This window comes from Micromonospora sp. CNZ299, from assembly GCF_002754415.1.
In genome coordinates this window covers 183,909-205,834 of sequence record NZ_PEFG01000001.1, presented here as the reverse complement: position 1 = coordinate 205,834, position 21,926 = coordinate 183,909, and the positions used below count along the sequence as shown (strand labels likewise).

Below are 21,926 nucleotides of genomic sequence, written 5' to 3'. Positions count from 1 at the left end.
CCCGTAGTACGGCCCGCACGCTGCCCGCAGTGTGGGGGGTGCCGCACACCCCGACGCGCCCCGGCTGATATTGTTCGCGGCGTCATGGCCGACGACCTTTCCCCCAAGAAGTCCGATGAGCACTCATCGGAGGGCGTTGCCGGCACCGTTCTGGGCTATCTCCTCGCCGGCATCCTGGTGTGGGGCTTCCTCGGATGGCTCGCCGGACGCCTCTTTGGATTTCCGACGGGCATCGGGATCGCCACGGGCATGATCTTCGGCGCAGCCGGAGCGATCTACCTGATCATGAAGAGGCTCAGTGCTTGAGTGCCAGCACGCGCGGGTCTGTCGAGTGCGGAGGATGACACGGTGAGTGGACAGCTCGTCGCCGCCGAGGGGCTTCCCTGGCCCCCCAGCGTCGGAGATTTCTACCCGCCGAACGTGGCCGGCCCCTGGGTCACCAAGTTCGGGATCATGGTCTGGCTCGCGGTCGCGTTGCTGATCATCTTCTTCATGCTGGCCTACCGGAAGCCCAAGCTGGTCCCCGGTAAGGCCCAGTGGTATGCGGAGTCGGTCTACGGCTTGGTCCGGGACAACATCGCCCGCGAGCAGATGGGCAACGCGGGCATCCGCTTCGCGCCCTACTTCACGGTGCTGTTCAGTTTCATCCTGCTGACCAACGTCTTCAGCATCGTGCCCGGGTTGCAGATCTCGCCCAACTCGCACATCGCCTTCCCGATCGTGCTCTCGCTCATCTCGTACGTGATGTACATCTACATCGGCATCCGCAAGCACGGCCTTGGTAGATACCTGAAGCAGAGCCTGATCCTGCCCGGCGTCCCGTGGCCGATGCACTTCCTGCTGATCCCGATCGAGTTGCTACAGAACTTCATCGTTCGGCCGGTCACCCTGGCGCTCCGGCTCTTCGCCAACATGTTCGCGGGCCACCTGCTCCTGCTGGTCTTCACCGTCGGTGGGTTCGTGTTGCTGGCCTCGGACAGCATCTTCATCCAGGCCGCCTCGGTCTTCTCCTTCGTGATGGCGATCGTGATGGCCTTCTTCGAGCTGCTGGTCGCGGCGCTGCAGGCGTATGTCTTCGTCACGCTGACCGCCAACTACATCGGGTCATCGCTGGCCGACGAGCACTGATCGGGCTCGGCGGGTCGTCCGGCCCGACCAAGCTTCTGGTAACGACCGCGTACGCGTGAAAACTCACGTGTGAACTAGGAGGAATACCCGCAATGCAGGTTATTGCCGCTATCGAAGGCAGCGTCAACACCATCGGCTACGGCCTCGCCGCCATCGGCCCCGGTATCGGTGTCGCCCTGGTCTTCGCGGCCTACATCCAGTCGAGCGCCCGCCAGCCGGAGTCCGCCGCGTTCAACCGCACCTGGCTCGTCCTGGGCTTCGCCCTGGTCGAGGCGCTCGCGCTCTTCGGCCTGGTGCTTGCCTTCGCTGTCGGCGGCTGACACTTCGCACCACGCGACCCGGAGGTCTGACATGTTCAACGCCGCTGAAGGTGTCGAGCACAACCCGATCCTGCCGATCTGGCAAGAAATGGTCATCGGGACCATTTCCTTCGCCCTGCTTGTCTTTGTGCTGCTGAAGTACGTCATGCCGCGCATGGAGGCGATGTATCAGGCGCGGGTCGACGCGATCGAGGGTGGCCTCAAGCGTGCCGAGGCAGCGCAGGCTGAGGCGAACCAACTGCTCGAGCAGTACCGCGCGCAGCTGGCCGAGGTGCGTACCGAAGCCGCCAAGATTCGCGACGACGCCCGCTCCGACGCCGAGGGGATCCGTCAGGACATCCTCGCCAAGGCGCGGGAGGAGTCCGAGCGGGTCGTCGCCGCCGGCAAGGAGCAGCTCAACGCCGAGCGGGCCACCATCGTGCGTGACCTGCGCGCGGAGGTCGGCGGCCTCGCGGTCGATCTGGCCAGCCGGATCGTCGGGGAGTCGCTCGCCGACGAGACCCGTCGCAAGGGCACCGTCGAGCGCTTCCTCACCGATCTTGAGAGCGCGGGGGCCCGCTGATGCACGCCGCCGGCCGGGAGTCGTACAAGGCGGCCGTCGAGCGGCTGGAGGCGTACACCCGCGGCGCACAGCCGCAGGCGGTCGCCGCCACCGCCGACGGCGTCCTCTCCGTCGCTGATCTGCTGCGGCGAGAGGTGCGGCTGCGCCGGGCGCTCGCCGACCCGGCACGGTCCGGCGAGGATCGCGCCAGCCTGCTCGGCACCATGCTGCGCGGCAAGCTCGACGGGCAGGCACTCGACCTGACCAGCGCGTTGGTCGCCAGCCGCTGGTCGGCACCGTCGGAGTTGCTCGACGGCACCGAGCGGCTCGGCGTCGAAGCGCTGCTGGCCAGCGCCGACGCCACCGGTGATCTCGGTGAGGTAGAGGACGAGCTGTTCCGGTTCGGTCAGTTGGTCGCCGGGCAGCCGCAACTCGCCACCCTGCTGACCGACCCGATCGCGCCGGTCGCCCAGCGCGCCGGGCTGGTTCGCGAACTGCTGGAGGGCAAGGCCCACCCGGTGACGGTCCGCCTGACCGAGGTGGCACTCTCCGGGTTCGGCGGGCGCTCCTTCAGTGGGGCGCTCACCCGACTGGTCGAGCTCACCGCCGACCGGCGGGACCGGCAGGTCGCGTACGTGACCGTGGCCGCCCCGTTGGATGACGCGGAGGAGCAACGGCTGGGCGCTCGGCTTGCAGAGCTATACGGTCGACAGGTCGACGTCAAGCAGACGGTCGACCCCGAGATCCTGGGCGGTATGAGCGTCCGGGTCGGTTCCGATCTTTACGACGGGACGATCCTGCGCCGGCTCAAGGAGACTCGTAACGCGTTCGCCAAGCGCTGACGGCTCCCCGCGAAGCACCTGAATGACAGACGCCATTCGGACCGGTCGGTACTAGGTATCCCGGGCCCCTGAATTTTAAGGAAGCAGAGGATGGCCGAGCTGACCATCTCGACGGAGGAGATCCGCGGCGCCCTGGAGCGCTACGTCTCCTCCTATTCGCCCGACGTCTCCCGCGAGGAGGTCGGCACCGTCGCCGACACCGGTGACGGTATCGCCCACGTCGAGGGCCTGCCCTCGACCATGACCAACGAGCTCCTGGAGTTCGAGGACGGCACGCTCGGCGTGGCGTTGAACCTCGACGTCCGGGAGATCGGTGTCGTCGTTCTCGGTGACTCCGCCAAGCTGGAGGAGGGGCAGCGCGTCAAGCGCACCGAGCGGGTTCTCTCCGTTCCGGTCGGCGACGCCTTCCTCGGCCGCGTGGTCAACGCGCTCGGCGATCCGATCGACGCGCTCGGCGACATCGCCAACGAGGGCTTCCGCGAGCTGGAGCTGCAGGCTCCGAACGTGATGTCCCGTCAGTCCGTCGACGAGCCGCTGCAGACCGGCATCAAGGCCATCGACGCGATGACCCCGATCGGTCGGGGTCAGCGGCAGCTGATCATCGGTGACCGGAAGACCGGTAAGACCACGGTCGCCCTGGACGCCATCCTCAACCAGCGGGACAACTGGCGCACCGGCGACCCGAAGAAGCAGGTTCGCTGCATCTACGTCGCCATCGGCCAGAAGGCCTCCACGATCGCCTCCATCAAGGGGCAGCTCGAGGAGGCGGGCGCGATGGAATACACCACCATCGTCGCCTCCCCGGCGTCCGACCCGGCCGGCTTCAAGTACCTCGCCCCGTACACCGGCTCGTCCATCGGGCAGCACTGGATGTACGGCGGCAAGCACGTCCTGATCGTCTTCGACGACCTGAGCAAGCAGGCCGAGGCGTACCGGGCTGTGTCGCTGCTGCTGCGTCGCCCGCCGGGCCGTGAGGCGTACCCGGGTGACGTCTTCTACCTGCACTCCCGCCTGCTGGAGCGCTGCGCGAAGCTCTCCGACGAGCTGGGTGGCGGCTCGATGACCGGTCTGCCGATCATCGAGACGAAGGCCAACGACATCTCTGCCTTCATCCCGACCAACGTCATCTCGATCACCGACGGCCAGATCTTCCTGGAGACCGACCTGTTCAACCAGGGCGTCCGTCCGGCGATCAACGTCGGCACGTCGGTCTCCCGGGTCGGTGGCGCCGCGCAGGTGAAGCCGATGAAGAAGGTCGCCGGTTCGCTGCGGCTCAACCTCGCGCAGTACCGCGAGCTGGAGGCGTTCGCCGCCTTCGCCTCCGACCTGGATCGGGCCTCCCGCGCCCAGCTGGACCGCGGTTCGCGCCTGGTCGAGCTGCTCAAGCAGCCGAACTACTCGCCGTTCCCGGTGCAGGAGCAGGTCGTCTCGGTCTGGGCCGGCACCGAGGGCAAGCTGGACGACATCCCGGTGGGTGAGGTCCGGCGCTTCGAGTCGGAGTTCCTCCAGTACCTGCGGCACAAGCACGAGGGTGTGCTGGCCGGCATCGCCGACAACCAGTGGAACGATGACATCATCGGCTCCCTGGACAGGGCGATCGCCGAGTTCAAGCAGGTCTTCCTCAACAAGGAGGACGAGCGTCGGGTCAACGACGCGCCGGCCGCACCGCTTGAGGGCGACGAGAGCCGCGAGACGGTGACCCGCTTCCGCGACGGCGCGACCGACCGCCCGGCCGAGAGCTGATCTGATGGCGGCCCAGGTACGCGTTCTTCGTCAACGGATCCGCTCGGCGAAGTCGATGAAGAAGATCACCAAGGCGATGGAGCTCGTGGCGACGAGCCGGATCGCCAAGGCTCAGGCCCGGGTGCAGGCGTCCCTGCCGTACGCCCAGGCCATCACCGGTGTGCTCACGGCGCTCGCGTCCAACGCGCGGATCGACCACCCGCTGCTCACCCCGCGCGAGCGGGTGCGGCGGGCCGGCGTCCTGTTGGTCACCAGCGACCGTGGCCTGGCCGGCGGTTACAGCTCCAACGCGATCAGGATGGCGGAGTCGCTGATCGCGCGGCTCAAGGCGGACGGCAAGGAGCCGGTGCTCTACGTCATCGGACGTAAGGGCGTCGGGTTCTACCGGTTCCGCGAACGCCCGATCGAGGCCAACTGGACCGGGTTCAGCGAGCAGCCGTCGTTCGAGGACGCCCGCGCCGTCGGTGAGACGCTGATCAAGGCGTTCACGGCCGGTGCCGACGACGTCGACGGCGGTGCCGGAGCGGACGGGGTGCTCGGCGTCGACGAGTTGCACATCGTCTACACCCAGTTCCACTCGCTGATGACGCAGAACCCGGTCACCAAGGTGATCGGTCCGATGCAGGTGGAGGACCGGCCGCGCTCCGAAGGGCTGCTGCCGGCGTACGAGTTCGAGCCGGAGGCGGAGGCGCTGCTCGACGCGCTCCTGCCGAGGTACATCAACACGCGGATCTACGCGGCGTTGATCGAGTCGGCGGCGAGTGAGTCGGCGGCACGGCGGCGGGCGATGAAGAGCGCCACCGACAACGCCGAAGAGATGATTGAGAAGTACACGCGCGAGATGAACTCGGCTCGCCAGGCCGGGATCACCCAGGAGATCAGCGAGATCGTCGGCGGCGCCAACGCGCTGGCCGCGTCGGGAAGTGAAGTGTGATGACTGCACCAGTAGAGACCAAGACGGCCACGGGTCGCGTGGTCCGGGTCATCGGCCCGGTCGTCGACGCCGAGTTCCCGCGCGACGCCATGCCGGCCCTGTTCAACGCGCTCAACGTTGACGTGAAGCTGTCCGGCGGTGAGAAGACGCTGACCCTGGAGGTCGCCCAGCACCTGGGTGACAACCTGATCCGTGCCATCTCGATGCAGCCGACGGACGGCCTGGTTCGCGGCGCTGAGGTGCGTGACCGCGGCGAGCCGATCACCGTGCCGGTGGGCGACGCGGTCAAGGGCAAGGTGTTCAACGCGATCGGCGAGGTGCTCAACCTCAAAGAGGGCGAGACGTTCGAGGCCGACGACCGGTGGGGCATCCACCGCAAGGCCCCGGCCTTCGCGGACCTGGAGCCGAAGACCGAGATGCTGGAGACCGGCATCAAGGTGATCGACCTGCTCGCCCCGTACGTCAAGGGCGGCAAGATCGGTCTGTTCGGCGGCGCGGGCGTGGGCAAGACGGTGCTCATCCAGGAGATGATCACCCGTGTTGCCCGTAACTTCGGTGGTACCTCGGTGTTCGCCGGCGTGGGTGAGCGCACCCGTGAGGGCAACGACCTCATCGCCGAGATGACCGAGTCCGGCGTCATCGACAAGACCGCGCTGGTCTACGGCCAGATGGACGAGCCGCCGGGCACCCGGCTGCGGGTGGCCCTCTCCGCGCTGACCATGGCGGAGTACTTCCGGGACGTGAAGAAGCAGGAGGTGCTGCTCTTCATCGACAACATCTTCCGCTTCACCCAGGCCGGTTCGGAGGTGTCCACCCTGCTCGGCCGTATGCCGAGCGCCGTGGGTTACCAGCCGACCCTGGCCGACGAGATGGGCGAGCTCCAGGAGCGGATCACCTCCGTCCGGGGCCAGGCCATCACGTCGATGCAGGCGATCTACGTGCCGGCGGACGACTACACCGACCCCGCTCCGGCCACCACGTTCGCCCACCTGGACGCGACCACCAACCTGGAGCGGTCGATCTCCGACAAGGGCATCTACCCGGCCGTGGACCCGCTGGCGTCCTCGTCCCGGATCCTCGCCCCGGAGTTCGTCGGCCAGGAGCACTTCCAGGTCGCCACCGAGGTGAAGCGGATCCTGCAGCGCTACCGCGACCTGCAGGACATCATCGCCATCCTCGGTATCGAGGAGCTCTCCGAGGAAGACAAGATCACCGTGGCTCGGGCCCGGCGGATCGAGCGCTTCCTCTCGCAGAACACGTACGCCGCGGAGCAGTTCACCGGCGTGGCGGGCTCGACGGTCCCGATCAAGGAGACCATCGAGGCGTTCCGCAAGATCAGCGAGGGTGAGTACGATCACTTCCCCGAGCAGGCGTTCTTCATGTGCGGCGGTCTCGAGGACCTTGAGGCCAAGGCTGCGGAGCTGATGAAGGACTGACCAGCTCGATCGGATCTGCAACAAAGAGACTGCCCCGGCAATGCCGGGGCAGTCTTTTGTTCACGTTCGCGTCCTATCATCGTCGCGGTCCGTTACTCGTGGTCGGCACAGACGAGCCACCCGAGATACGTTCGTTCCGCGCTCTTATGTGAAAGAGCTTTGATCTTTGCAACCTTTCGGCGACGTGCGCCCGTCTTCCTCCCGTGGGGCGTAACGAACGGAGAACTCGTGGGTAAGGCCGGCAAGAGTGGCCGCAAGTCGTCTGTCTGGCGGGGTGTGCCGCGCTGGGCCAGGATCTGCACGGTGTTCGGCACCGTGTTGACCGTGCTCAGCGGTGCCGTGCTGGTCGGCACCGAGGTGCTCATGGCCCGCTACGAGGGGGCGGTGGGCAAGGCGGACCTGTTCGGCGACCAGGCGGCCGGTGCCCAGGCGAAGAAGAGCGAGATCAAGGGCCCGCTCAACATCCTGCTGGTCGGCATCGACCCGCGTACGGCGACGGCGGCGCCGCTGGCCGACTCGATCATGGTGCTGCACGTGCCGGCGACGATGGACCGGGCCTACCTCTTCTCACTGCCGCGCGACCTCTACGTGCACATCCCGGCGTTCAAGAAGGCCAACTTCGCGGGCGAGTCCACGAAGATCAACGCCGCCATGTCGTTCGGCAGCCAGGTGCCGGGGGCGAACCCCGACGCCGCCCGGGGCTTCGAGCTGCTGGCCACCACCGTGCAGAACGTGACGGGCATCAAGCGGTTCGACGCTGGCGCGATCATCAACTTCACCGGCTTCCAGAAGATCGTCGATGCCATGGGTGGCGTCAACATGTACATCGAGCGGGAAGTGAAGTCCGAGCACAAGCAGCCGGACGGCAAGGCCCGGCCGGGCAACACTCGCGGCGAGGGCTACGTCGGGCCGCAGGCGGTCTACAAGAAGGGCAACCAGCACCTGAGTGGGTGGCAGGCGCTGGACTACGTTCGGCAGCGTTACCCGAAGAACGGCGTTCCGGACTCCGACTACGGCCGGCAGCGCCACCAGCAGCAGTTCGTCAAGGCCATGGTCGGCCAGGCGTTCAGCGCCGACGTGGTGTCCAATCCGATCAAGCTGGACAAGGTGCTCCGCGCCGCCGGGCAGTCGCTGATCTTCAACGGACGGGGCAACAGTGTTGTTGACTTCGGGCTCGCCCTGAAGGACATCCGCCCCAACACTATCCAGATGATCAAACTGCCCGGTGGTGGCAAGTACGACGGCAAGAAATACCTGGGTGAGGAGTTCCAGGAGGGGGTTCCGGACTTCTTCGCCGCGCTGAAGAACGAGCAGCTCGACCCGTTCCTGCTGGAGCACCCGGATTTCCTGAACAAGACCAAGTAGTCGGGGCGCGGTTCTTCCCACCCGCGTGGGGCGCGCATGGGCGTCAGGCTAGACTTTCGGCAATCCGTAGCCGCAGCAAGGAGACAGCGTGGCACAGCAGCTTCACGTCGAGCTCGTCGCCGTCGAGGAAAAGGTCTGGTCGGGTGACGCCGAGATGGTCGTCGCTCGTACGACCGAGGGCGAGCTGGGTGTTCTGCCGGGGCACGCGCCGCTGCTCGGCCAGCTCGCCGAGCCCGGCCAGGTGCGCATCAAGCTGGCCGGTGGTGAGCAGGTCACCTACGAGGTGGCCGGCGGCTTCCTCTCGGTGAGCGCCGACGGTGTCACCGTGCTGGCCGAGAGCGCAACCCCGGTTTCCGCGCCGAGCCGCTGAGTCACACCGGGGATGGAGATCGTCGAAGGGTTCGGGATCGGCGTAGTCGTCATCCTCGGCGCGCTTTTCATTCTCTTCGTCCGGCGAGCTCTGGTCACCCGCAGCGGTGGCATCATCCGGCTCAGCGTCCGGGTCTCCACCATGCTCGACGGCCGCGGCTGGTCGCCCGGCTTCGGTCGGTTCGCCGATGACGAGCTTCGCTGGTACCGGATGTTCAGCTTCGCGATCCGCCCCAAGCGCGTGCTGTCGCGCAAGGGGCTGGCGGTGGAGCGCCGCCGATTGCCCGAAGGTCAGGAACGGCTCTCCATGCCGGCCGACTGGGTGATCCTCCGCTGTACCAGTCACCACGCACCGGTGGAGATCGCCATGGCGCGGTCGACCGTGACCGGTTTCCTCTCCTGGCTCGAGGCCGCCCCTCCGGGGGCGGTCTCGCCACGTCTGGCCTCCCAGGACTGGCCGGCTGCCTGAGGACTGCTGTGGCTGCTGAGGCCGCCTTTGGTCGTCCTTGGGGTTTCCGGGGAGCCCGCCCGGCTCCGGGCGGTCAGGCTTGATCCCTGCGCCGGGCGGGCTCCCCGGAAACCCTTCTTGGGCACCCTGCGTCGTTCTGGCGCGGTTCTTGTCACCTGCCGTTACCGGTGAGGCTGGGTTCCGCCTTCTGCGTCGCTGGTGATCGACTCGACTTTGTTGATTTCGGGGTGTCCTGCTGGTCTGGATGCCCCGTTTTTCTTGAACCCGAGTCGACCACGACGCCTGCTCGGTTCAGGTAGGCGTGGGGGCGGTCAGATCGGGAAGTCACTGCTCGACGTGGTGCAGAGCCCTCTGGTCAGCGCTTGCCGCCTGGCACCCATAGCACGTCTCCCGCCGGATTTGCCGTTCTTGACAGGATAAAGAGCAGATCGGAGAGCCGGTTGAGATACTTTGCCGGGAGCGTGCTGGTTCGGTCCGGATCGTGGGCGACCAGCGCCCACGCCGCCCGTTCGGCACGCCGGGCGATGGTTCGCGCCACATGCAGCAGCGCCGCGCCCGCGGTGCCGCCGGGGAGGATGAAGGAGTCGAGCTTGCTCAGGCGTGCGTTGTACTCGTCGCACCAGCCTTCCAGGCGCTCGACGTACTCCTCGGTCACCCGCAGCGGCGGGTACTTCGGCTCCGGCTCGACCGGGGTGGACAGGTCGGCGCCGACGTCGAACAGGTCGTTCTGCACCGACCCCAGCACTCCCCGCAGCACCTCGTCGAGCTCGCCCATGGCGATCGCGACGCCGATCGCCGCGTTGCACTCGTCGACATCCGCGTACGCGGCGATGCGTGGATCGGTCTTCGGCACCTGCTCGTTGTTGCTCAGCCTGGTCATGCCGGCATCGCCGGCCTTGGTGTAGATGCGCGTGAGGTGGACGGCCATGACGCACAGCCTACGGATTCCCGACCTGACGATCCCGGCGCGGCCGGACAGCTCCGCCAGTTGGCCTGTGGTGGTAGGCCCCGGCGACGCGGGCGACACGGCGGTCAACGACGTCGACGTCATCCGGGTCCACGGTGACGCCCGCCTGGCCGGCACCGTGCACGTGGTCGGCGCCAAGAACTCGGCGCTGAAGCTGATGGCCGCCGCGCTGCTCGCGCCGGGCCGCAGCGTGATCACGAACGTCCCGCGGATCACCGACATCGCGATCATGGGGGAGGTGCTGCGCCGGCTGGGTTGCGAGGTCCGGTTCGACGCGGACGACCCGGTCGACCCGATGGTCGCCCGCGGTGGGGTGGCCCGGTCCCGCTCGGTGACCATCGATGTGCCCGAGCAGCCTGGTGCCGAGGCCGACTACGACCTGGTCCGGCGATTGCGCGCTTCGATCTGTGTGCTCGGTCCGCTGCTGGCCCGCCGGGGGTACGTGCGGGTGGCCCATCCCGGCGGCGACGCCATCGGGTCACGGGGGCTGGACATGCACATCTCCGGGCTGACCCGGATGGGCGCGGAGATCTCCGGTGAACACGGGTTCGTGATCGCCTCCGCCCCGCACGGGCTGCGCGGCGCGGACATCGTGTTGGACTTCCCCAGCGTCGGCGCGACCGAGAACCTGGTGATGGCGGCGGTGCTCGCCCAGGGCACCACGATGATCGACAACGCGGCCCGCGAGCCGGAGATCGTCGACATCTGCACGATGCTCAACGAGATGGGCGCGCGGATCGTCGGCGCTGGCACGTCCACGTTGCGGATCACCGGGGTCCCCGGTCTGCGCCCGGTGCGCCACGCCACGGTGGGGGACCGGATCGTCGCCGGCACCTGGGCGTTCGGCGCGGCGATGACCCGGGGAGACGTGACGGTGACGGGGCTGGACCCCGCGTACCTGGAGGTCGCGCTGGACAAGGTGATGGCGGCCGGTGGCCTGGTGGAGACCAGGGGGGACGGCTTCCGCGTACGGATGGACGAGCGGCCCCGGGCGGTGGACGTGGTGACGCTGCCGTACCCCGGCTTCGCCACCGACCTGCTGCCGATGGCGATCGGGCTGGCTGCGGTCAGCGACGGCGCCTCTCTGATCACCGAGAACATCTTCGACGGCCGGTTCATGTTCGCCAACGAGATGATGCGGCTCGGTGCGGACATCAAGACCGATGGGCATCACGCAGTCGTCCGTGGGCGGGGTCGGCTGTCCGGTGCGCCGGTGCGGGCCACCGACATCCGCGCCGGCGCGGGGCTGATCATCGCCGGGCTCTGCGCGCAGGGTGTCACCGAGGTCTCCCACGTGCACCACGTCGACCGGGGGTACCCGGACTTCGTGGCCGACCTGCGCGCGCTCGGGGTGGCAATCGAGCGGGGCACCGCACCGGAGGAACCGTCGCTGGAGATCTGACCCGCCGGGAGGTCGCACGGCGGGCCGGGCAACGGCGCCGGACCGCCGCTTTGCCGGGAGGCACCTCCCGGACGCCCCTTAGCCATCGTTCAGGCTCGCCGACTAGGGTGTTTGCAGGCACTCAATCGCAGCGAGGGAGAAGTAGATGGCGGGTCGACTCGCGGTCGTCGGGGCCGGGCTGATGGGCTCCGGCATCGCTCAGGTGGCGGCGCAGGCCGGCTGGCAGGTGACGTTGCGCGACCTGGACGACGCGGCCACCACCCGGGGGCTGGGCGGCATCCGGAAGTCGCTGGAGAAGTTCGCCGAGAAGGGCAGGATCGAGGCGTCCGAGGTCGAGGCGACGTTGGCCCGGATCACCCCGACCACCGACCTGGAGGCGGCGGCGGACGCGGACATCGTGGTCGAGGCGGTCTTCGAGCGGCTGGAGATCAAGCACGAGGTGTTCCGTGCCCTGGACAAGATCTGCAAGGCAGACGCTGTGCTCGCCACCAACACCTCGGCCATCCCGGTCACCCAGATCGCCGCGGTGACCGAGCGACCCGAGTCGGTCGTCGGCACCCACTTCTTCTCCCCGGTGCCGATGATGCAGCTCTGCGAGCTGGTACGCGGTTACAAGACCAGCGACGCCGCGCTGGACACCGCACGGGCCTTCGCCGAGGAGATCGGCAAGACGGTGGTGGTGGTCAACCGGGACATTGCCGGCTTCGTCACGACCCGGCTGATCTCCGCCCTGGTGATGGAGGCGGTCAAGCTGGTGGAGTCCGGCGTGGTGTCCGCCGAGGACCTGGACACGGCCTGCCGCCTCGGCTTCGGGCACGCGATGGGTCCGCTGGCCACCACCGACCTGACCGGTGTGGACGTGCTGCTGCACGCCTCGAAGAACATCTACACCGACACGGCCGACGAGAAGTTCTTCCCGCCGGAGCTGCTCCAGCGCATGGTCACCGCGGGCGACCTGGGCCGCAAGACCGGCAAGGGCTTCTACACGTACTGAGCGGGACATGGAAAGGGGGCGGACGCACAGCGTCCGCCCCCTTTCTCCGCGTCAGCCGTCGCGCTTGGTGGTCCAGCGGAAGGTGGTCATGCAGAGCACCACGCCGATCACGCACCACAGGGCCAGCACCAGCGCGACCCGGCCCAGCTCGAACGAGCCGCCCGGTTCCTGGGCGCCGAAGCCGTCGGGCAGGAAGACCGACCGCAGCCCCTGGCACATCCACTTGAGCGGGAACAGCGCCGCCACCTGCTGCATCCAGGTGGGCAGGTCGGTGAAGACGAAGAACACCCCGGAGATGAACTGGAGCACCAGGGCGACCGGGGTGACCACCGCCGAGCCGCTGCGGGCGGTGCGGGCCAGCGACGAGATGGCGATGCCGCACAGGGTGCAGGCGGTCACCCCGAGCCCGGAGACCCAGCCGAAGGTCAACCACTTCCCGGCGGTGCCCGGCAGGTCGAGATCGAACAGCGCCACCGCGACGGCCAGCAGCAGCGCGGTCTCGGCGATGCCGATCGCCACCACCATGATCACCTTGCCGGCGAACCAGACCCACTTCGGCATCGGCGTGCCCCGGTAGCGCTTGAGCACCCCCCGGTCCCGCTCGATCGGGATCCAGATGCCCAGGTTCTGGAAGCTCACCGTCATCAGGCCGGTCGCGATCATGCCGGTGATGAAGTACTGGGTGTACTTGACCCCGCCACCGATCTCCCCGCTGAAGATCGACGCGAAGATCAGGATCATGATGATCGGGAAGCCCATGGTGAACACCACTGACTCCCGACTGCGCAGGAACTGGGTGATCTCCAGTCGGCCCTGGCGCAGCGCGAGCGCGCCGGCGCCGGCACGACGGCTGCGGGTCGCGGTGACCGGCGTCGCCGGCCTTGTCGTGGTGGTCATCGCGCGTGTCCGATCATCGTGAGGTAGACGTCCTCCAGGGTCGGCCGGGTCACCGTGAGGCCGGGGACCTCGCCGCCGTGGCGCGCGGCCAGGTCGGCCACGAGGGCCGTCGGCGTCGCGCTCTGCGCGCTCTCCAGTGTCCCGTCCGGGGTACGCCAGGAGACCGTGGCCAGGGCCTCCTGCCGATTGCCCAGCCGGTTCGGGGCGGCCACCTCGACCAGCCGGCCACCGGCGATCACACCGACCCGGTCGGCGAGCGCCTCCGCCTCGTCCAGGTAGTGCGTGGTCAGCACGATGGTGGTGCCGGCCGCAGCGAGGTCGCGGATCAGCTCCCAGAACTCGCGGCGGGCCTCCGGGTCGAAGCCGGTGGTCGGCTCGTCGAGGAAGAGCAACTCGGGGCGACCGATGATGCCCAGCGCCACGTCCAGGCGGCGCTTCTGCCCGCCGGAGAGGGTGTGCGTGCGGGCCTTCGCCTTGGCGCCCAACCCGACCCGCTCGATCACCTTGTCCGGGTCGTCGGCGTCGGGGTAGAAGCCGGAGAAGTGCCGGATCACCTCGGCCACGGTCAGCTCGTCGAACTCGCCGGTGCCCTGGAGCACGATGCCGACACGGGAGCGCCAGTCGGCGTCCGGGTGGGCCGGGTCCGCGCCGAGCACGAAGACCTCGCCGGCATCCCGGTGCCGGTAGCCCTCCAGGATCTCCACCGTGGTGGTCTTGCCGGCGCCGTTCGGGCCGAGCAACGCGAACACCTCACCCCGGCGCACGTCGAGATCCACGCCCGCCACCGCCACGTTGTCGCCGTACGCCTTGCGCAGCCCTCGGACGGAGATGGCCAGCTCGTCATCCATGCCGTCCAGTGTGCGTCCTGACCCTGCTGGCCCGGTGCCCGGGGTGTGGCGGTGCGCGCCACTGCGGGTGCTTCGCACCCGGATGTCCCCGACATGGACCTGTGTGGTTTTCCACAGCCCCTTTTACTGGGCGGTAACTTAAACTCCGGCCATGGACGAGACGGCATTTCCGGGACGGCTGCCCGAACGGGACCGCCCGTGGGTGATGCGGACCTACGCCGGCCACTCGTCGGCGACCGCGAGCAACGCCCTCTTCCGCCGCAACCTGGCGAAGGGGCAGACCGGCCTGTCGGTGGCCTTCGACCTGCCCACCCAGACCGGGTACGACCCGGACCACGAACTGGCCACCGGCGAGGTCGGCCGGGTCGGCGTGCCGGTGGCGCACCTCGGCGACATGCGGGCGCTCTTCGACGGCATCCCGCTCGCCGACACGAACACCTCGATGACCATCAACGCCCCGGCGATGTGGCTGCTCGCTCTCTACGGCACGGTGGCGACGGAGCAGGGCGCCGAGCTGGCCCGCTGCTCGGGCACCACCCAGAACGACATCATCAAGGAGTACCTGTCCCGGGGCACGTACATCTTCCCGCCAGCGGCGTCCCTGCGGCTCACCGCCGACGTGGTGGCGTACACGCTGCGGGAGATGCCCCGGTGGAACCCGGTCAACATCTGCTCGTACCACCTCCAGGAGGCCGGAGCCACGCCCGTGCAGGAGGTCGGCTTCGCGCTGGCCACCGCGGTCGCCGTCCTCGACGCGGTCCGTGACTCCGGCCAGGTGCCTGCCGAGCGGATGGGCGACGTGGTCCAGCGGATCTCGTTCTTCGTCAACGCCGGGGTGCGTTTCGTCGAGGAGATCGCCAAGATGCGCGCGTTCGGCGTGCTCTGGGACGAGATCACCCGGGACCGGTACGGGGTCACCGAGGCCAGACAACGCCGGTTCCGCTACGGGGTGCAGGTCAACTCGCTGGGCCTCACCGAGGCGCAGCCGGAGAACAACATCCAGCGCATCGTGCTGGAGATGCTCGGCGTGACGATGTCTCGCGACGCCCGGGCCCGCGCGGTGCAGCTGCCCGCCTGGAACGAGGCGCTCGGCCTGCCCCGCCCGTGGGACCAGCAGTGGTCGTTGCGGATGCAGCAGGTCCTGGCGTACGAGTCGGATCTGCTCGAATATCCCGACCTCTTCGCCGGCTCGCACGTGATGACCGCGCTGGTCGACGAGATCGTCACCGGCGCGCGGGTCGAGCTGGACAAGGTGCTGGAGCTGGGCGGCGTGGTCGCCGCCGTGGAGACCGGCTACCTCAAGAGCGCGCTGGTCGGGTCGCTGGCCGAACGCCGCAGGCGGATGGAGTCCGGTGCCGACGTGGTGGTCGGGGTCAACCGGTACACCGAAACCGAATCCTCCCCGCTGACCGCCGCCGGCGCGGAAGCCGTCGAGCAGGTCGACCCCGCGGTCGAGGCGGCCGCCACCGAGGGCGTACGCCGGTGGCGGGCTGACCGGGACACGGCCGCCGTCGACGCGGCCCTCGCCCGGCTCCGCGCGGACGCCGCGACCACCACCAACCTGATGCCGGCCACCCTGGAGTGCGTGCGGGCCGGGGTGACCACCGGCGAGTGGTCCGGCGCGCTGCGCCAGGTCTTCGGCGAGTACCGCGCACCGACCGGCCTGGCCGGCGCCACCGGCAGCGGCGGCGACCCCGGCCTGGCCGCCGTCCGCGAGCGGGTCGCCGCCACCGCCCGCGAGCTGGGCAGCGGCCGGCTGCGGCTGCTGGTGGGCAAACCCGGCCTGGACGGGCACTCCAACGGCGCCGAGCAGATCGCTGTACGCGCCCGCGACGCCGGGTTCGAGGTCGTCTACCAGGGCATCCGGCTGACGGCGGGGCAGATCGTCGCCGCCGCCGTCGAGGAGGACGTCGACCTGGTCGGGCTGTCCGTGCTCTCCGGGTCGCACCTGGCCGCCGTGCCGGCGGTGCTCGACGGGCTGCGCGCCGCCGGCCGGGCGGACCTGCCGGTGGTGGTGGGCGGCATCATCCCCGCCGGCGACGCGGACACGCTCCGGGCCGCCGGGGTGGCCCGGGTCTTCACCCCGAAGGACTTCGCCCTCACCGGCATCATCGACGACCTGGTCACCGTCATCCGCCGCGCCAACGACCTGCCCTGACCCGTCGATCAGGCGTCAGACGCGGAAGCCGGCGGCGCGGGCCGCGTCGCGTTCCCGGCGGCGTTCGGAGCGTCGGCGGAAGAACCAGAAGATGAAGGCCACCAGGCCCAGCAGGAAAGCCAGCACCAGCACCGGCAGGATGATCGCCACCAGGGAGACCACCACGCTGGTGGCGTCCTCGGCGGTGCTGGCGACCGGGGCGCCGAACCCGGCGGTGGTCGCGTTGATGACGGGTCGTGCCGCGGACTTGAGCAGGTGCACGCCCAGTGCCAGCAGCACGCCGGTGACGACCGGCACCCACTGGTGGGTCGAGAAGAAGGTCTCCGGGTCGCTGACCGTCACGGTCTCCGACGAGGAACCGGCACCGAAGGCCAGGCCACCGGCGGTGGGCCGGACCACGGTCTGCACCATGTCGTTGATGTGGTCGACCACGGGCACCTTGTCCGCCACCATCTCGACGGCGAGCAGCACCGCCATGATGAGGATGACCCAGCCGTTGCCGAGCCAGGTCCAGCCGCTGGGCAGGTCGATCAGGTCGGTGTAACGGCCGAGGAGACCGAGGATGAGCAGGGGTATGTAGGCGTTCAGGCCCGCTGAGGCGGCGAGGCCGGTGCCGGTGAGGACTTCGAACACGGTCTCAGCATGGCATCGACGCGCCAGTGCCGCTCGCTGGCGACCGGGGGGTGCTCGGCTACCCTCGTCGGGTGCGGTTGGTCATTGCGAAGTGCTCGGTGGACTATGTCGGACGGCTCTCGGCTCACCTGCCGCTGGCCACCCGGTTGCTGATGGTGAAGGCGGACGGGTCGGTGTCGATTCATGCCGACGACCGGGCGTACAAGCCGTTGAACTGGATGAGCCCGCCATGTCGGCTGGAGGAGGCCCCCGGTGTGTGGCGGGTGGTCAACAAGGCTGGCGAGGAGTTGCGGATCACCCTGGAGGAGATCTTCCAGGACACCTCGTACGAGCTGGGTGTCGACCCCGGCCTGCGCAAGGACGGGGTGGAGGCGCACCTCCAGGAGTTGCTGGCCGCCAACCCCAGCGCGTTGGGTGAGGGGTTCACGCTGGTCCGCCGCGAGTACATGACCGCGATCGGCCCGGTCGACCTGCTGTGCCGGGACGCCAACTCCGGTTCGGTCGCCGTCGAGGTCAAGCGTCGTGGCGACATCGACGGGGTGGAGCAGTTGACCCGGTACCTCGAGTTGATGAACCGTGACCCGCTGCTCAGCCCGGTTGTCGGGGTCTTCGCGGCGCAGGAGATCAAGCCGCAGGCCCGGGTCCTCGCCACCGACCGGGGCATCCGGTGTGTGGTCGTGAACTACGACAAGCTGCGGGGCATTGAGAAGGACGAGCTGACGCTGTTCTGAGCGGCTCAGCTCCAGGTAGGTCTGAGCGGCTCAGCTCCCGGTGCGCACCGAGATCAGCGACTTGGGCAGGCCGAACACCCGCTCGACCAGCATGGCCGAGTCCGGGAAGTAGTGGCGCATCTGCGAGCGGTCCAGCAGCTCGGTCCAGAGCACCTGGTGGATGGCGGCGTCATGGCTGCGGGTCGGCTTGTGCCCCAACGGCCACCGCTGGGCGAACGCGGTGCGCAGCCGCACCGGTAGGAACTGCATGCCCGGCGCGATCCAGTGTGGCTCGATGGGGAAGTAGCGGTAGGGCGTCTGCACCCAGTGCCGGTCGGCCAGTGAGCGGACGGCGGCAGCGAAGCGCAACCGACGTTCGTGCCCGCCCACGTGCTCCAGCACCGAGTTCGAGAAAACCATGTCGAAGCTGCCCCCGGTGAGGCGCGCAGGGAGATCGCAGGCGTCGGCCTGCTCGACGTGGGCCCACTCCGGCACGACGGCCGGGGGTTTTTCCAGGTTGACGACTGTCACCCGGGCCGGCCGGACGGTGGCGCGGTGCCAGGTGCCGAGCCGGCCGCCGAGATCGACCACGTGCATGTCGCCGATGTCGGGGAAGGTGCGCGCCAGCCAGTCCGAACGGTGCCGACGTCGCCGGGCGCTCCACGACTGGTCACTGTCGACAAGGCGGTAGCGCAATCGATTGGGGCCCATTTAACGCAATGTACCGCCGTAACCACCCGTACACACATGTCGATTCGCCGATCTTCTTTGAAGATCGGCTATCTGACACTCACCTTCCGTACATCACCTTGATCGCCTTGACGAGCCGGGCCACGTCGGTCGGCGTCCGTTCGAAGGTCATCGACGGCAGCAGTGACCGGGCACGACGCCGGGTGATCGCCTTGGCCCGACCGAACTCGCGCAGCCCGTCCTCCCCGTGGATCCGCCCGAAGCCGGAGTCGCCCACCCCGCCGAACGGCAGGGTGGACATGCCGGCGAAGGTCAGGGTGGAGTTGACCGAGGCCATTCCGGAGCGCAGCCGCCGGGCGATGGCCACCGCGCGCCGTCGGCCGAAGACCGAGCCGCCCAGGCCGTACGGCAGGGCGTTGGCACGGGTGACGGCCTCGTCGGCGTCGCGGACCCGGCTGATGGTCAACGTGGGCCCGAAGGTCTCCTCCTGGATGGCGGCCGACTCCTCCGGCACGTCCACGAGCACGGTCGGGTGGACGTACGGCGGTTGCACAGCGCTCGGGCCACCGAGCACGGCGCGCCCGCCGGAGTCGATCGCGGCGTCGATGTGCCGGCGGATCACGTCGATCTGCCGGGGCATGGTGATCGGGCCGATGTCGGTGCCCTCCGGCCCGACGGTCAGCTGACCGGCGCGGGCCACCACCTTGTCGACGAAGGCGTCGAAGACCGAGTCGACGGCGTAGACCCGCTCGATGCCGATGCAGGTCTGGCCCGCGTTGGTCATGCCGCCCCAGACACAGGCCTCCGCGGCGGCGTCCAGGTCGGCGTCGCTGTCGACGATCATGGCGTCCTTGCCGCCGGCCTCGATCAGCACCGGGGTCAGCGTCTCGGCGCACTCGGCCATCACCTTGCGGGCGGTCACGGTGGAGCCGGTGAAGGCCACCTTGTCGACCCCGGAGCGGCACAGGGCGGCACCGACGTCGCCCATCCCGTGCACGGCGGTGAACACCGGGTGCTCGGGCACCACCTCGGCGAAGCTGTCCACCAGCCACTGGCCGACGGCGGGCGTGTATTCGCTGGGCTTGAGCACCACGGCGTTGCCGGCGGCCAGCGCGTACGCGGCGGAGCCGATCGGCGTGAAGACGGGATAGTTCCACGGCCCGATCACGCCGACCACGCCGTGCGGCTGGTATTCGAGGTGACCGGAGAACTCGGCGAGGATGAGCCGGGACCGCACCCGGCGTGGGCCGAGCACGCGGCCGGCGTTGCGGGCGGCCCAGTCGATGTGCTCGATCGCGGTGACGATCTCGACGATCGCGTCGGCGACCGGCTTGCCGCCCTCGATGTGCACCAGCTCGGCCAACTGCTCGATCCGCTTGGCGAGCAGCGCGCGCCACCGCAGCAGCCGGTCGCGGCGGCCGGTGAAGCCGAGCCCTGCCCACCACTCGCCGGCGGCCCGGGCGCGGTCGACGGCCTGTCGCACCTCGTCGTCGGTGGCGATCGGGAGGCGACCGGCCTCGATGCCGGTGGCCGGGCTGGTCGAAATCAACCGGCCCGCCTCGATGACCGGGGTCCCCGGGACATGCACAGCCGTCATGACGGAAGTCTAGACCCGAAAACTACTCGCTGGTAGGTCCCCGATCCGAGGCGGCGGGACGGGAGTCGCTCCACCCCGACCGATCGTTGATCAGTGCAGGTCAGGGCAGCGATGGCCGGTGCGGTCCGCCCGAATCGTCGAACGGCAGGTGGCCGGGAGGTGACGAGAGGCTGACCGGCCGGTCGGTATTGACGATTACCGTCTGATGGCAGGCTGACGCGCGGAGTGACGGTGTGGGGTGGAGGGCTGACTTTCCATGGAGGAACATCCGGAACTGATGCCGCTGTTGACGGTCGCGGGTGGGCCGATGCGCGGTGCGAGCTTTCGACTGCGGGGCGAGCCGCAGGTGATCGGTCGGGCACCGACCGGCCACGTGGTCATCGCCGACCCGCATCTGAGTCGTCGGCACGCCGAGGTGTGGCTGACCCCGGAGGGGCCGTCCCTGCGGGACCTGGGCTCCACCAACGGCACCTGGCTCAACGACCGACGGATCAGCGAGGTCGAGCTGCTCTCCGACGGCGACGTGATCCGGCTCGGCCGGACCGAGCTGCGCCTGTTCGATCCCGGTGTGGCGCTCACCGACCCGGTGGGGCTCAGCTTCGGGCCGTCGCGGCGGGACGTCCGACCGACGCTGCCGCTGCCGTTGGCCGCGCCGCCGAGCGGCCGTCGCTGAGACGGGAGGGCCCCTTCCCTCACTCGGCACACGTCGAGTGCTGAGTGCGGCCCACACCCGGTGCGCGCCCCAGGCGTCTGCCGGACACCTGGACCGGCGGGGGCCCGCGTGGCAGCATGCCGCGGATGGAGACCGAGCAGCGGACCGTGACGGCTAACGGCATCACCCAGGCGGTCCGGGTGGCTGGCCCGCCGGACGGCACGACGGTGCTGCTGATCCACGGCAACTGCTCGTCAGCGCTGTTCTGGGAGCCGCTGGTGCGGCGGCTGCCGCCGACGCTGCGGGTGGTCGCCCCCGACCTGCGGGGGTACGGCGACTCCGAGACGGCACCGGTGGACGCCACCCGGGGCCTGCGCGACTTCGCCGACGACGTGGCGGCCCTGCTGGACGACCCGACGCTCTTCGGTGCCGACGCCCGCCCGGTGGTGGTCGGGCACTCCCTCGGTGGCGGGGTGGCGATGCGACTGCTGGTCGACCATCCGCACCGGGTGGGCGCGTTGCTGCTCGCGGCGCCGGTCTCCCCGTACGGCTTCGGCGGCACCCGTGACCTGACCGGCACGCCGACCACCCCCGACTTCGCCGGCACCGGCGCCGGCACGGCCAACCCGGACTTCGTCGCCCGGCTCGCCGCCGGTGACCGCAGCGCGGACGCGCCGGCCAGCCCGCGTGCCGTGCTGCGAGCCACCTACGTGGCCGATCCCGCCTCGCTGGTCGAGGACGAGGATCTGCTGCTGGACACCGTGCTCTCCACCGCCACCGGGGACGACAACTACCCGGGCACGGCGGTGCCCTCGGAGAACTGGCCGGGCACCGCACCGGGGGAGCGCGGCGTGCTCAACGCCCTCGCGCCGACCTTCTTCCGGCTCGCCGACGAGCTGGTGGCCGTCGCCGAGAAGCCCCCGGTCACCTGGGTACGCGGCGACGCCGACGTCATCGTCTCGGACACCTCGCTGTTCGACCTGGCGTACCTGGGCTCGCTGGGTCTCGTGCCCGGCTGGCCGGGCGAGGACGCCTGCCCACCGCAGCCGATGGTCGGCCAGACCCGGGCGGTGCTGGAGCGGTACGCGGCGGCCGGCGGCGCGTACCACGAGGTGGTCCTGCCCGGCTGTGGTCACAGCCCGCACCTGGAGCGCCCGGCGGAGTTCGTCGCGGAGCTGCTCGCCCTGACCGCCGTGCCCACCGCCTGACGGCGGTCTGAGCACCAGGCCCG

The 21,926-nt window shown here is 69.3% G+C and carries 23 protein-coding genes; 17 read left to right on the top strand and 6 right to left on the bottom strand.

Annotated features, from left to right (window positions below; genetic code table 11):
* Window positions 1–84: 84 nt before the first annotated feature.
* The 11 genes from CLT68_RS01015 (at window position 85) to CLT68_RS00965 (ending at window position 9,147) form a co-directional block, all read left to right on the top strand.
* A complete protein-coding gene (locus tag CLT68_RS01015; protein WP_099848197.1) occupies window positions 85–306 on the top strand; it encodes a hypothetical protein in 222 nt (73 codons plus the stop codon).
* Window positions 307–1,128, top strand: a complete 822-nt coding sequence (atpB, locus tag CLT68_RS01010; protein ID WP_099848195.1) for a F0F1 ATP synthase subunit A — start codon at window positions 307–309, stop codon at window positions 1,126–1,128.
* 92 nt (window positions 1,129–1,220) lie between these two features.
* A complete protein-coding gene (atpE, locus tag CLT68_RS01005) occupies window positions 1,221–1,448 on the top strand; it encodes an ATP synthase F0 subunit C (protein ID WP_099848193.1) in 228 nt (75 codons plus the stop codon).
* Window positions 1,449–1,479: 31 nt separating this feature from the next.
* The gene (locus CLT68_RS01000; RefSeq protein WP_099848191.1) at window positions 1,480–2,010 is read left to right on the top strand and encodes a F0F1 ATP synthase subunit B; all 531 of its coding nucleotides are present in this window, start codon (window positions 1,480–1,482) and stop codon (window positions 2,008–2,010) included.
* The gene (locus CLT68_RS00995; RefSeq protein WP_099848190.1) at window positions 2,010–2,831 is read left to right on the top strand and encodes a F0F1 ATP synthase subunit delta; all 822 of its coding nucleotides are present in this window, start codon (window positions 2,010–2,012) and stop codon (window positions 2,829–2,831) included. Before CLT68_RS01000 ends, CLT68_RS00995 begins: the two co-directional genes overlap by 1 nt.
* Window positions 2,832–2,921: 90 nt before the next feature.
* Window positions 2,922–4,574 (top strand): F0F1 ATP synthase subunit alpha, encoded by a 1,653-nt coding sequence (gene atpA / locus CLT68_RS00990; protein ID WP_099848188.1) that lies wholly within the window; start codon window positions 2,922–2,924, stop codon window positions 4,572–4,574.
* 4 nt (window positions 4,575–4,578) lie between these two features.
* Window positions 4,579–5,508 carry a F0F1 ATP synthase subunit gamma gene (locus CLT68_RS00985; RefSeq protein ID WP_099848186.1) on the top strand — a complete coding sequence of 310 codons (930 nt, stop codon included), beginning with the start codon at window positions 4,579–4,581 and terminating at the stop codon, window positions 5,506–5,508.
* Complete coding sequence (gene atpD, locus CLT68_RS00980) at window positions 5,508–6,944, top strand: F0F1 ATP synthase subunit beta (protein ID WP_099848184.1); 1,437 nt, start codon at window positions 5,508–5,510, stop codon at window positions 6,942–6,944. The genes CLT68_RS00985 and atpD overlap by 1 nt, the downstream gene beginning before the upstream one ends.
* Window positions 6,945–7,172: 228 nt before the next feature.
* Complete coding sequence (locus tag CLT68_RS00975) at window positions 7,173–8,309, top strand: LCP family glycopolymer transferase (RefSeq protein WP_099848182.1); 1,137 nt, start codon at window positions 7,173–7,175, stop codon at window positions 8,307–8,309.
* An 88-nt stretch (window positions 8,310–8,397) separates the two neighbouring features.
* Window positions 8,398–8,679: a F0F1 ATP synthase subunit epsilon gene (locus CLT68_RS00970; RefSeq protein ID WP_099848180.1), complete on the top strand. Its 282-nt coding sequence runs from the start codon at window positions 8,398–8,400 to the stop codon at window positions 8,677–8,679.
* A 12-nt stretch (window positions 8,680–8,691) separates the two neighbouring features.
* Window positions 8,692–9,147 (top strand): DUF2550 domain-containing protein, encoded by a 456-nt coding sequence (locus tag CLT68_RS00965; protein ID WP_088949908.1) that lies wholly within the window; start codon window positions 8,692–8,694, stop codon window positions 9,145–9,147.
* A 355-nt stretch (window positions 9,148–9,502) separates the two neighbouring features.
* Here CLT68_RS00965 and CLT68_RS00960 read toward each other — a convergent pair whose 3' ends face one another.
* The gene (locus CLT68_RS00960) at window positions 9,503–10,075 is read right to left on the bottom strand and encodes a cob(I)yrinic acid a,c-diamide adenosyltransferase (RefSeq protein WP_088949907.1); all 573 of its coding nucleotides are present in this window, start codon (window positions 10,073–10,075) and stop codon (window positions 9,503–9,505) included.
* On the opposite strand from CLT68_RS00960, the gene murA reads away from it, so the two are divergent.
* Both murA and CLT68_RS00950 read left to right on the top strand, forming a co-directional pair.
* The gene (murA, locus tag CLT68_RS00955) at window positions 10,074–11,516 is read left to right on the top strand and encodes a UDP-N-acetylglucosamine 1-carboxyvinyltransferase (protein WP_099848178.1); all 1,443 of its coding nucleotides are present in this window, start codon (window positions 10,074–10,076) and stop codon (window positions 11,514–11,516) included. The two genes, CLT68_RS00960 and murA, sit on opposite strands and share 2 nt — an antisense overlap.
* 145 nt (window positions 11,517–11,661) lie before the next feature.
* Window positions 11,662–12,510: a 3-hydroxyacyl-CoA dehydrogenase family protein gene (locus tag CLT68_RS00950; RefSeq protein WP_099848176.1), complete on the top strand. Its 849-nt coding sequence runs from the start codon at window positions 11,662–11,664 to the stop codon at window positions 12,508–12,510.
* 51 nt (window positions 12,511–12,561) lie between these two features.
* On the opposite strand, the gene CLT68_RS00945 is transcribed toward CLT68_RS00950, so the two are convergent.
* Together CLT68_RS00945 and CLT68_RS00940 are read right to left on the bottom strand one after the other, a co-directional pair.
* The gene (locus CLT68_RS00945) at window positions 12,562–13,407 is read right to left on the bottom strand and encodes an ABC transporter permease (protein WP_099848174.1); all 846 of its coding nucleotides are present in this window, start codon (window positions 13,405–13,407) and stop codon (window positions 12,562–12,564) included.
* Complete coding sequence (locus CLT68_RS00940; RefSeq protein WP_099848173.1) at window positions 13,404–14,255, bottom strand: ABC transporter ATP-binding protein; 852 nt, start codon at window positions 14,253–14,255, stop codon at window positions 13,404–13,406. Before CLT68_RS00940 ends, CLT68_RS00945 begins: the two co-directional genes overlap by 4 nt.
* Window positions 14,256–14,406: 151 nt before the next feature.
* Here CLT68_RS00940 and CLT68_RS00935 point away from each other — a divergent pair, with 151 nt between their 5' ends.
* Entirely contained in the window at window positions 14,407–16,413 is a 2,007-nt protein-coding gene (locus CLT68_RS00935; protein WP_099848171.1) for a protein meaA, read from the top strand.
* A 15-nt stretch (window positions 16,414–16,428) separates the two neighbouring features.
* Here CLT68_RS00935 and CLT68_RS00930 read toward each other — a convergent pair whose 3' ends face one another.
* Complete coding sequence (locus CLT68_RS00930; protein WP_099848169.1) at window positions 16,429–17,046, bottom strand: DUF4126 domain-containing protein; 618 nt, start codon at window positions 17,044–17,046, stop codon at window positions 16,429–16,431.
* 71 nt (window positions 17,047–17,117) lie between these two features.
* On the opposite strand from CLT68_RS00930, the gene nucS reads away from it, so the two are divergent.
* The gene (nucS, locus tag CLT68_RS00925) at window positions 17,118–17,777 is read left to right on the top strand and encodes an endonuclease NucS (RefSeq protein WP_088951983.1); all 660 of its coding nucleotides are present in this window, start codon (window positions 17,118–17,120) and stop codon (window positions 17,775–17,777) included.
* 30 nt (window positions 17,778–17,807) lie between these two features.
* Here the strand turns inward: nucS and CLT68_RS00920 are convergent, their stop codons facing one another.
* The gene (locus CLT68_RS00920; RefSeq protein ID WP_099848167.1) at window positions 17,808–18,467 is read right to left on the bottom strand and encodes a class I SAM-dependent methyltransferase; all 660 of its coding nucleotides are present in this window, start codon (window positions 18,465–18,467) and stop codon (window positions 17,808–17,810) included.
* A gap of 79 nt (window positions 18,468–18,546) precedes the next feature.
* Window positions 18,547–20,043, bottom strand: a complete 1,497-nt coding sequence (locus CLT68_RS00915) for an aldehyde dehydrogenase family protein (protein ID WP_099848165.1) — start codon at window positions 20,041–20,043, stop codon at window positions 18,547–18,549.
* 256 nt (window positions 20,044–20,299) lie between these two features.
* Between CLT68_RS00915 and CLT68_RS00910 the strand changes: the two genes are divergently transcribed.
* Window positions 20,300–20,716, top strand: coding sequence for an FHA domain-containing protein (locus tag CLT68_RS00910; protein WP_088949895.1), 417 nt, complete (start codon window positions 20,300–20,302; stop codon window positions 20,714–20,716).
* A gap of 116 nt (window positions 20,717–20,832) precedes the next feature.
* Window positions 20,833–21,903 (top strand): alpha/beta fold hydrolase, encoded by a 1,071-nt coding sequence (locus CLT68_RS00905; RefSeq protein WP_486482045.1) that lies wholly within the window; start codon window positions 20,833–20,835, stop codon window positions 21,901–21,903.
* Window positions 21,904–21,926: the final 23 nt, after the last annotated feature.

What these genes read in the sequence shown, in the direction of transcription:
- CLT68_RS01015 (WP_099848197.1), top strand. Translation starts at nt 85, where the DNA reads ATGGCCGACGACCTTTCCCCCAAGAAGTCCGATGAGCACTCATCGGAG.
- atpE (WP_099848193.1), top strand. Translation starts at nt 1,221, where the DNA reads ATGCAGGTTATTGCCGCTATCGAAGGCAGCGTCAACACCATCGGCTAC.
- CLT68_RS01000 (WP_099848191.1), top strand. Translation starts at nt 1,480, where the DNA reads ATGTTCAACGCCGCTGAAGGTGTCGAGCACAACCCGATCCTGCCGATC.
- CLT68_RS00995 (WP_099848190.1), top strand. Translation starts at nt 2,010, where the DNA reads ATGCACGCCGCCGGCCGGGAGTCGTACAAGGCGGCCGTCGAGCGGCTG.
- atpA (WP_099848188.1), top strand. Translation starts at nt 2,922, where the DNA reads ATGGCCGAGCTGACCATCTCGACGGAGGAGATCCGCGGCGCCCTGGAG.
- CLT68_RS00985 (WP_099848186.1), top strand. Translation starts at nt 4,579, where the DNA reads ATGGCGGCCCAGGTACGCGTTCTTCGTCAACGGATCCGCTCGGCGAAG.
- atpD (WP_099848184.1), top strand. Translation starts at nt 5,508, where the DNA reads ATGACTGCACCAGTAGAGACCAAGACGGCCACGGGTCGCGTGGTCCGG.
- CLT68_RS00965 (WP_088949908.1), top strand. Translation starts at nt 8,692, where the DNA reads ATGGAGATCGTCGAAGGGTTCGGGATCGGCGTAGTCGTCATCCTCGGC.
- murA (WP_099848178.1), top strand. Translation starts at nt 10,074, where the DNA reads ATGACGCACAGCCTACGGATTCCCGACCTGACGATCCCGGCGCGGCCG.
- CLT68_RS00960 (WP_088949907.1), bottom strand. Translation starts at nt 10,075, where the DNA reads ATGGCCGTCCACCTCACGCGCATCTACACCAAGGCCGGCGATGCCGGC.
- CLT68_RS00950 (WP_099848176.1), top strand. Translation starts at nt 11,662, where the DNA reads ATGGCGGGTCGACTCGCGGTCGTCGGGGCCGGGCTGATGGGCTCCGGC.
- CLT68_RS00945 (WP_099848174.1), bottom strand. Translation starts at nt 13,407, where the DNA reads ATGACCACCACGACAAGGCCGGCGACGCCGGTCACCGCGACCCGCAGC.
- CLT68_RS00940 (WP_099848173.1), bottom strand. Translation starts at nt 14,255, where the DNA reads ATGGATGACGAGCTGGCCATCTCCGTCCGAGGGCTGCGCAAGGCGTAC.
- CLT68_RS00935 (WP_099848171.1), top strand. Translation starts at nt 14,407, where the DNA reads ATGGACGAGACGGCATTTCCGGGACGGCTGCCCGAACGGGACCGCCCG.
- CLT68_RS00920 (WP_099848167.1), bottom strand. Translation starts at nt 18,467, where the DNA reads ATGGGCCCCAATCGATTGCGCTACCGCCTTGTCGACAGTGACCAGTCG.
- CLT68_RS00915 (WP_099848165.1), bottom strand. Translation starts at nt 20,043, where the DNA reads ATGACGGCTGTGCATGTCCCGGGGACCCCGGTCATCGAGGCGGGCCGG.
- CLT68_RS00910 (WP_088949895.1), top strand. Translation starts at nt 20,300, where the DNA reads ATGGAGGAACATCCGGAACTGATGCCGCTGTTGACGGTCGCGGGTGGG.
- CLT68_RS00905 (WP_486482045.1), top strand. Translation starts at nt 20,833, where the DNA reads ATGCCGCGGATGGAGACCGAGCAGCGGACCGTGACGGCTAACGGCATC.